Raw genomic sequence first — 5,755 nt, forward strand, 5'->3', positions numbered from 1 at the left:
CCCATGTTCTGGGCCGCTGCGTCTGGCAGCGCCCCTCATCTGGCGACTGAATCCGGATGTTAGGTCAGCTCGCACTGTCTGCAGAGATCGTGGCGTAGATCCGCTCGACATCTTCACGGCGGGCAAGCTCGGTGGCAGGCGTCATCACGGCAGCTGCCGCCGCAGACACACCGAGCGCGAAGGCCTGCTCGATCGCCATCCCGCTGGCAAGGCCATGCACCATGGCGCCGACGAAGCTGTCACCAGCTCCCACCTTGCTGACGACAGGCACTGATGGGGGTCTGACGTGACTGACCCCGGATTCGGTGACCAGCAGCGCGCCTTCCTCGCCCAGTGTGAGCACCGCCGCCTGCGTCTTGCGGTGAGCAACCAGATGCTGCCCGAGTGCCACGAAGTCGTCGGAGGCGAGACCGAGCGATTCCGCCAGCATGCGGGCCTCGATGTCGTTTGGTTTCACCACCGCCACGTGCGGTCCCAGGCCTGCGATCAATGCAGGCCCAGAAGCATCGAGAATGAACCTGGCCCCGTGCCTGGCCGAGATCTCGGCCAGCCGCCCATAAAAATCGTCAGGAACGCCCGGCGGGAGACTGCCGCTACCGACGACACACGAATAGTGCCTCTCCTGCAGAAGCGCTTCGAGCCGTGTGACAACACGCCGAGCGAACGCTTCATCCTGTTCGGGCCCAGGCAGCACAAAGCGATACTGGTCACTCGTGCCCCGTTCGTGCACCGCGAAGCTCATGCGGGTATCGCCACACGCCTCCACAAACACGCAATCCAGCGCCTCGCCCGCCATCAAAGTGCGCATCAACTCGCCGGTGGCACCACCGATCGCGACAAGCGCGGTCGAGTTCCCACCGAGCAGGCGAATCATCCGCGAAACATTCACGCCACCGCCTCCCGGTTCGATGACCGGTGGGTCGCACCTGAGCTTTGGCCCAGGTTCGATGTGATCGGCCGCGGTCGTAAAGTCGACTGCCGGATTCAAGGTTACGGTGAGGATCTGGGTCATGGCTTCACTCGAATGTCGCGCTCGTCGCGTACCGATGCGGAATCCGACATCATGACGCCACCCATGGCGTCGCTACGATGCACCAAAGGATCGCTGGAGATGTCGGTTTTCTTTACAGTCGTCGAGACCCTCGTCTCGATTTCACCTGGTTCGTGACGTATTGCCTTGATATATCAAGCCACGTGATTTCTGGCATAAAATTCGCTTTGTCGCAATGCAACGGACTCTCGGCCGGGAGTTTCGACCAAGAAGAAGAAAACCACAATCAGGGGACTCAGTAGCCATGGTTCACGATCGTCCTGACCAACGCATCGACCTTGTCATGCGGCAGTTCGTTGGACAAATCATCGAATACCTGATGCTCGGCGGAGATCACGCCAATGCAAGGCTCAACATGACCGAACGTGGCGTGCCACATGAAGTTCAGCGCCGGGTGCTGGAAGGAAACGCAACCCGGCACTGAACGACTCAACACTCGCAGTAGCACTCCAGAATCGTTCTCACTCGGGCCATTGCGCCCTGCAAGACCACCTCGATCTCGTCGAACGCTATCCCGTGTTCGCTCGATGCACGTCCGGCGGCATAGTTGGCGACGACGTTGATTGCCGCATAGGGCAAATCCTGCTCCCGAGCGAGCACCGCCTCCGGCATGCCGGTCATTCCGACGACATCGGCCCCATCCCTTTCCAGGCGATTGATTTCGGCAGCGGTCTCGAGGCGCGGCCCCTGCGTCGCCGCGTACACGCCGCCATCCACAACTTCTTCAGACACCGCCTTGGCCGCGGCGAGAATGCGCTGGCGCAGCGCTTCGTCATACGGATGCGTGAAGTCGATGTGATGTACGACCTGGTCATCGCCCTCGAAATAGGTGCTCGGTCGCCCCCACGTGTAATCGATGATCTGATCGGGGACAACCAGCTTGCCCGGTCCGAGATCGGCACGAATGCCCCCCACCGATGCAACCGAGAGAATCTCGCTGACTCCGGCCTGTTTGAGCGCCCAGATATTCGCAAGATAATTGACCTGATGCGGCGGAATGGTATGCCCATAGCCATGGCGCGCGAGAAAGACGACGTCCTGAGTGCCGCACAGTTTACCGAACATCAAGGCACCGGATGGCTCGCCGTAAGGCGTGCGCACCACTTCCCTGCGTACCAGTTCCAGTGTCGAAAGCTTGGTCAGCCCACTGCCGCCAATGATTGCAAGCATGAAGATCCCCCGTGTGTGTTGTGGCGGATTCTAGCCCGCATCGCCAACAGCGTCACGTCGCCTCAGGGTGTGGGTCGGGGCGACCGGTGCCGCTGCTGCACGACACGGTCAGGCACCAAGGGCAGCTTCTTCCGGTAGTGCTTCACTTCACGATGCACGGGGAGGGTCAAGAGGACTGCGCCGAGGAGTCGGAACAAGCCAATAGTGCAAGCTTCTGAGAATGCTATAATTTACGGTTATTTCAAACCATACAAAGCTCGCCCAATGTCCCGCGCCATCCGCAATATCGCCATCATCGCCCACGTCGACCATGGCAAGACCACCCTGGTCGATCAACTCCTCCGCCAGTCCGGCACCTTCGCATCGCACCAGGCGGTGTCCGAACGTGTCATGGACAGCAACGATATCGAGCGTGAGCGCGGGATCACCATTCTGGCAAAGAACTGCGCCATCCAGTACGGCGACACCCACATCAACATCGTCGACACCCCGGGACACGCGGATTTCGGTGGCGAAGTCGAGCGCGTACTGTCCATGGTCGACGGTGTGCTGCTGCTCGTCGATGCGGTCGAAGGACCGATGCCGCAAACCCGTTTCGTCACTCGCAAGGCACTGGCGCTCGGACTCAAGCCGATCGTCGTGATCAACAAAATAGATCGCCCCGGCAGCCGCCCGGACTGGGTGATCAATCACACCTTCGACCTCTTCGACAAGCTCGGCGCGACCGACGAGCAGCTCGACTTTCCCGTGGTTTTCGCCTCGGCGCTGAACGGTTTCGCAATGCTCGACGCCAACGAGCCGGGCACCGATATGAAGCCCTTGTTCGAGGCGATCCTGCAGTACGTGCCGCCGCCCGAGGTCAGCAGCGACGGCCCGCTGCAGTTGCAGATCTGCTCGCTGGATTATTCGACTTACGTCGGCCAGCTCGGCATCGGCCGGATCAAGCGCGGACGCATCCGCCCCAACCAGGAAGTTGTGGTGATGTATGGCGACGAAAACCGCGGCAAAGCCAAGATTGGTCAGGTCCTCACGTTCCAGGGGCTCGAGCGCAGCCAGGCCGACAGCGCCGAGGCTGGTGACATCGTGCTGGTGTCCGGCGTCGAGCAGGTGAACATCGGCGTCACCCTTTGCGACCCCGACGCACTAGAGGGACTCAAGCCGATCGCGGTCGATGAACCCACGCTGACGATGAACTTCATGGTCAACTCCTCGCCGCTGGCTGGTCGCGAAGGCAAGTTCGTGACCAGTCGCCAGATTCGCGAACGCCTTGAAAAGGAGTTGCTGAAGAACGTCGCTCTGCGTGTCGAGTACACCAACGACTCGGACGTGTTTCTGGTCTCCGGCCGCGGCGAACTGCATCTGACCATCCTGATCGAGAACATGCGCCGCGAAGGCTTCGAACTGGCGGTGGGACGTCCGCGAGTGGTGTTCCGTGATATCGACGGCGTCAAGAGCGAACCATACGAGATGCTCACCGTGGACATCGACGAAGAGCATCAGGGCGGCGTCATGGAAGAGCTCGGCCGACGTCGCGGCGAGTTGCTCGACATGCAGTCGGACGGCAAGGGACGCGCCCGCCTCGAATACCGCATCCCGGCGCGGGGCTTGATCGGCTTTCAGGGGGAATTCCTCACCCTCACTCGGGGCACGGGCCTCGCGAGTCACGTGTTCGACGACTACGGCCCGATGGCCGGCACCATGTCCGAACGCCGCAATGGTGTGCTGATCTCCCAGGAGAACGGCCAGGCCGTCGCGTATGCCTTGTGGAAACTTCAGGACCGGGGCCGCATGTTCGTCAGTCACAACGATCCGGTCTACGAAGGCATGATCATTGGTATTCACACCCGCGACAACGACCTCGTCGTCAATCCAATCAAGGGCAAGCAGCTCACCAACGTCCGCGCCTCCGGCTCCGACGAAGCGGTGCGCCTGGTGCCGCCGATTCAGCTCAGCCTCGAATCGGCAATCGAGTTCATTGCCGACGACGAACTCGTCGAGGTCACGCCCAAGTCCATACGCCTGCGCAAGCGACTGCTGCAAGAGCACGAGCGCAAGCGCGCCTCGCGCGAGGCCTGATCCGGCCCGAGTAAAAAGAACGGCGGCCGCTTGGTCGCCGTTTTCGTTTTAGCGGCGGGCCGATCAAGCGCTACCGGCGCGCTCCCGGCGGGAATCGAGATATTCGGAAAAGTCCTCAGCAACCTCCGGGTGGCGCAACGCAAATTCGACCGTCGCCTTGAGATACCCAAGCTTCGAACCGCAATCGAAGCGCTGGCCATCGAATTCGTAGGCCAGCACCGCTTCTTCCTCCAGTAGTGAAGCGATGGCGTCGGTGAGTTGCAGCTCTGCACCCGCGCCGGGTTTGAGTTCGCGCAGATGCTGGAAGATTCGCGGCGTCAGGATGTAACGTCCGACGACGGCCTGGGTGGTGGGTGCTTCTTCGGGTTTGGGTTTCTCGACGATACCGGTCATTCGCTGAGTCTTGCCGGTCGCGCTCTCGGTGCTGACGATTCCGTACTGACGGGTATCCTCGCGAGGCACGTTCATGGTGCCGAGCACCGAACAACGGTTGTACTTGAAGACATCGACCATCTGTTTCATCACTGGATCACCTCCGGGGTTGTCCAGCAGATCATCCGCGAGAATAACCGCGAAGGCTTCATCGTCGCTCACCACGTGGGATGCGCACAATACCGCATGCCCAAGCCCGAGCGCCTCCGCCTGACGGATGTAGATGCAGTTCACACCAGCCGGCACGGTCTTGCGCACCAATTCCAGCATTGCATGCTTGCCTCGAGCCTCCAGTTCGGTCTCGAGTTCGTAGGCCTTGTCGAAGTGGTCCTCGATCGCGCGCTTGGTCCGGCCAGTGATGAAGATGAGCTCCGTGATGCCGGCCGCCACCGCCTCCTCGACCGCATACTGGATCAGCGGCTTGTCGACGATCGGCAGCATCTCCTTCGGACTCGCCTTGGTGGCCGGGAGAAAGCGGGTACCCATGCCCGCAACTGGAAAGACTGCCTTGGTGATCTTCTTCATTCAATGTCCTGTTCAACGGATTCGAGTGCATTCTGCGAAACGCCCGCGGCAATCAACCCGCGCAGGCCGTCTTCGTCGAGTATCGCCACGCCGAGGGTTTCGGCCTTGGCGAGCTTGGAGCCGGCATCGGCGCCGGCAACCAGGTAATCGGTCTTCTTCGACACCGAACCGGTGACCTTGCCACCATTGCCCTCGATCATGGCTTTGGCTTCATCTCGTGTCATCGTCGGCAGCGTGCCGGTGAGCACCAGCGTCTTGCCGTCGAGCACGCCGGACGCAGGCTTGGATGGCGGCCCTTCCGTCCAGCGCACCCCCCCGGCCCTGAGCTGCTCGATGACCTCGACATTGTGCGGCTCGTTCAGAAACTCGACGATGCTCCTCGCCACGACCGGCCCCACGTCTGGGACCTGCTGGAGGCTGTCGAGGTCAGCTGCGAGCACGGCGTCCAGCGATCCGAAATGGTGCGCGAGATCGCGCGCCGTGGCCTCGCCAACATTGCGG

6 protein-coding genes are annotated in these 5,755 nt (G+C 61.4%); 1 reads left to right on the top strand and 5 read right to left on the bottom strand.

Features of this window, described 5'->3' with window-relative positions; translation table 11 throughout:
• Positions 1-64: 64 nt before the first annotated feature.
• From GPA21_RS18880 to GPA21_RS18890, 3 genes are all read right to left on the bottom strand, one after another.
• Positions 65-1,012 carry a 1-phosphofructokinase family hexose kinase gene (locus GPA21_RS18880; RefSeq protein ID WP_168989635.1) on the bottom strand — a complete coding sequence of 316 codons (948 nt, stop codon included), beginning with the start codon at positions 1,010-1,012 and terminating at the stop codon, positions 65-67.
• Positions 1,013-1,286: 274 nt separating this feature from the next.
• The gene (locus GPA21_RS18885; RefSeq protein ID WP_168989636.1) at positions 1,287-1,487 is read right to left on the bottom strand and encodes a hypothetical protein; all 201 of its coding nucleotides are present in this window, start codon (positions 1,485-1,487) and stop codon (positions 1,287-1,289) included.
• The gene (locus tag GPA21_RS18890) at positions 1,481-2,221 is read right to left on the bottom strand and encodes an S-methyl-5'-thioinosine phosphorylase (protein ID WP_168989637.1); all 741 of its coding nucleotides are present in this window, start codon (positions 2,219-2,221) and stop codon (positions 1,481-1,483) included. Before GPA21_RS18890 ends, GPA21_RS18885 begins: the two co-directional genes overlap by 7 nt.
• 264 nt (positions 2,222-2,485) lie before the next feature.
• Between GPA21_RS18890 and typA the strand changes: the two genes are divergently transcribed.
• Positions 2,486-4,297, top strand: coding sequence for a translational GTPase TypA (gene typA, locus GPA21_RS18895; protein WP_168989638.1), 1,812 nt, complete (start codon positions 2,486-2,488; stop codon positions 4,295-4,297).
• 63 nt (positions 4,298-4,360) lie between these two features.
• On the opposite strand, the gene galU is transcribed toward typA, so the two are convergent.
• Both galU and GPA21_RS18905 read right to left on the bottom strand, forming a co-directional pair.
• Entirely contained in the window at positions 4,361-5,254 is an 894-nt protein-coding gene (gene galU, locus GPA21_RS18900; protein WP_168989639.1) for a UTP--glucose-1-phosphate uridylyltransferase GalU, read from the bottom strand.
• On the bottom strand, positions 5,251-5,755 hold a 505-nt coding region (locus GPA21_RS18905; protein WP_246262055.1), incomplete at its 5' end, for a helix-hairpin-helix domain-containing protein. The genes GPA21_RS18905 and galU, both read right to left, overlap by 4 nt.

The organism is Azoarcus taiwanensis (genome assembly GCF_012910885.1).
GTDB classification, from domain to species: Bacteria; Pseudomonadota; Gammaproteobacteria; order Burkholderiales; family Rhodocyclaceae; genus Azoarcus_F; species Azoarcus_F taiwanensis.

Excerpts from the sequence above, each read along its gene's own strand:
- GPA21_RS18880 (WP_168989635.1), bottom strand. The coding sequence starts at position 1,012 with ATGACCCAGATCCTCACCGTAACCTTGAATCCGGCAGTCGACTTTACG.
- GPA21_RS18890 (WP_168989637.1), bottom strand. The coding sequence starts at position 2,221 with ATGCTTGCAATCATTGGCGGCAGTGGGCTGACCAAGCTTTCGACACTG.
- typA (WP_168989638.1), top strand. The coding sequence starts at position 2,486 with ATGTCCCGCGCCATCCGCAATATCGCCATCATCGCCCACGTCGACCAT.
- galU (WP_168989639.1), bottom strand. The coding sequence starts at position 5,254 with ATGAAGAAGATCACCAAGGCAGTCTTTCCAGTTGCGGGCATGGGTACC.